Source organism: Pseudonocardia sp. SID8383, assembly GCF_009864975.1.
In the GTDB taxonomy this organism is placed as follows: Bacteria; Actinomycetota; Actinomycetes; order Mycobacteriales; family Pseudonocardiaceae; genus Pseudonocardia; species Pseudonocardia alni.
Map to the genome: position 1 here is coordinate 1 of NZ_WWFY01000930.1, position 1,963 is coordinate 1,963.

At 76.4% G+C, this 1,963-nt stretch carries 2 protein-coding genes; both read left to right on the forward strand.

The window, feature by feature from the left end; all coding sequences use genetic code 11:
- Positions 1–253: 253 nt before the first annotated feature.
- On the forward strand, positions 254–916 hold the full coding sequence (locus tag GTW08_RS22350) for a FadR/GntR family transcriptional regulator (RefSeq protein ID WP_073577080.1): 663 nt from the start codon (positions 254–256) through the stop codon (positions 914–916).
- Positions 913–1,677 (forward strand): creatininase family protein, encoded by a 765-nt coding sequence (locus GTW08_RS22355; RefSeq protein ID WP_073577079.1) that lies wholly within the window; start codon positions 913–915, stop codon positions 1,675–1,677. Before GTW08_RS22350 ends, GTW08_RS22355 begins: the two co-directional genes overlap by 4 nt.
- The last annotated feature ends 286 nt before the right edge of the window (positions 1,678–1,963 follow it).

Genomic DNA, 1,963 nt, shown 5'->3' on the forward strand with positions numbered 1-1,963 from the left:
CGGGGCCTGACCGGCCCGCTCCGACCACTGCCGCCCGAGCGGCCCGGTTCGTCCGCCGCCGACGGCGCCTCGCCGTCCCCGGTCCGTCCGCAGCCCGCCCGCACGGTGATCCGGAGTTCGCGCGGTGATCCGCGGTCCGCGTGCGTCCGGACGCGCGCGCCCAGCGGATCAGCGCGCGGAATCGCGATCACCGGCGTGCGGAGGCGGCGGGAGAGAGTTGACCGGTCAGGTCTCTAAGTGATTTAGTCACTTTATGACCGCAGGGGAGACGCTGTCGGAGCGCCTGGCCGACGACATCATGGACATCATCCGGACCGGGAACCTCGGCCCGGGGGACCAGCTCGCGTCCTCCCGCGACCTGGCGCGACGGTTCGAGGTCACCACCCCGACCGTCCGCGAGGCGCTGCGCCGCCTGGAGGCCACCGGTGCGGTGGAGTTCCGGCACGGCTCGGGCACCTACGTCGGCGCCGGGGTCGGGCGGCGGCTGCTCGCCAACCCGCACCGGCCGTCCCGGACCCCCGACGGCGTGCACGAGCTGATCCGCGCCCGGCTCGTCCTGGAGCCGCCGATCGCGGCCGCCGCGGCCCGGGAGCGCGACGCCGCGGGGCTGGCGATGCTCGCGGAGAGCGTCACCAACGCCCTGCACCCGCCGGTCGGTGACCTCCGTCCGGCCGTGCACTTCCACGTCGCGCTGGCCGCGACCAGCGGCAACGCGCTCCTCCGGGAGACGGTGGAGGCGCTGCTGCACGTGCGTGCGCACGACCAGGTCGAGATCCGGCACCGCTACGACGACCGCGAGCGCGACCACGCCGAGCACGTCGCGCTGCTCGAGGCCGTCCGTGGGGGCGACCCGGACCTGGCCGATCGGCTGTGTCGCGAGCACCTCGCCTCCATCGCCGCGGCGGTGGGCGCGTGAGCACGCGGCGCCTGGGGGAGATGACGACGGTCGAGGCCGCGGCCGCCGTCGTCGACAGCCCGGTGGTGCTGCTGCCGGCCGGGGCCTTCGAACAGCACGGGCCGGGACTGCCGCTCGCGACGGACCTGATCCGCGCCGAGGCGGTCTGCGACCGGGTCGCCGAGGCACTGGGCGGCACCGCCGTCGTCGGGCCGTCGTTGCCGGTCGGGGTGTCGCCGCACCACCTGGCCTTCGCGGGCACGGTCAGCCTGACCACCACGACGTTCGCCACGCTCGTCCGCGAGTACGTCGACGGTCTGTACCGGCACGGCTGGCGCCGGATCTGCGTGGTCACGGGGCACGGCGGGAACGACGCCACCCTCGCGACGGTCGCGCAGGACCTCCTCGCGGCCCGTCCGGACCTGCAGTTCGCCTGGAGCCCGCTCACCACGCTGGCCGCCGACGTCGTCGCCGCGGCCGGGCCGCCCGAGGTCAGCGGGCACAGCGGGCAGGCCGAGACGGCGCAGATGCTCGCCGTCGCACCGCACCTGGTGCACACCGACCGGCTCGCGGCCGGGACCACCCGGCTCGCCGAGCTCGACGCCTTCGGCGCACTGGCCCGCCGGCGCGGTGGTCCGAGGCTCACCGCGCCCTACGACCGTCTGTCCGGCAACGGGGTCCTCGGCGACCCCCGCCGGGCCGATCCGGAGCACGGGGAGGCGATCGTCGCCGCGATCGTCGACCGGATCACCGACTTCGTCACGGCCTGGCTCAGGGACTGACGCCCCCTCCGACCCGCACGGACCCACAGCACTCCCGCGGTGGCGCCACCCGGTGCCCCCGTCGCACGACCCTGCCCGCGACCCGGGCGGGGCCACAGCACCGGCCGTCGACGACGCCGTCCGAAGGGAACCCCATGTCCGCACCGAGACCGTCCGCAGCGACACCGCCCGTTCCGGGACGCCCGAGCGTGGGCGCGACGCGACGTCCCGGGGGACGCCGCCTGCGTGCCGTGGCGGCGGCCTGCCTGGCCGCGGCCGCCCTGACCACCGGCGCCGCCGTCGCCCC

What these genes read in the sequence shown, in the direction of transcription:
- GTW08_RS22350 (WP_073577080.1), top strand. Translation starts at nt 254, where the DNA reads ATGACCGCAGGGGAGACGCTGTCGGAGCGCCTGGCCGACGACATCATG.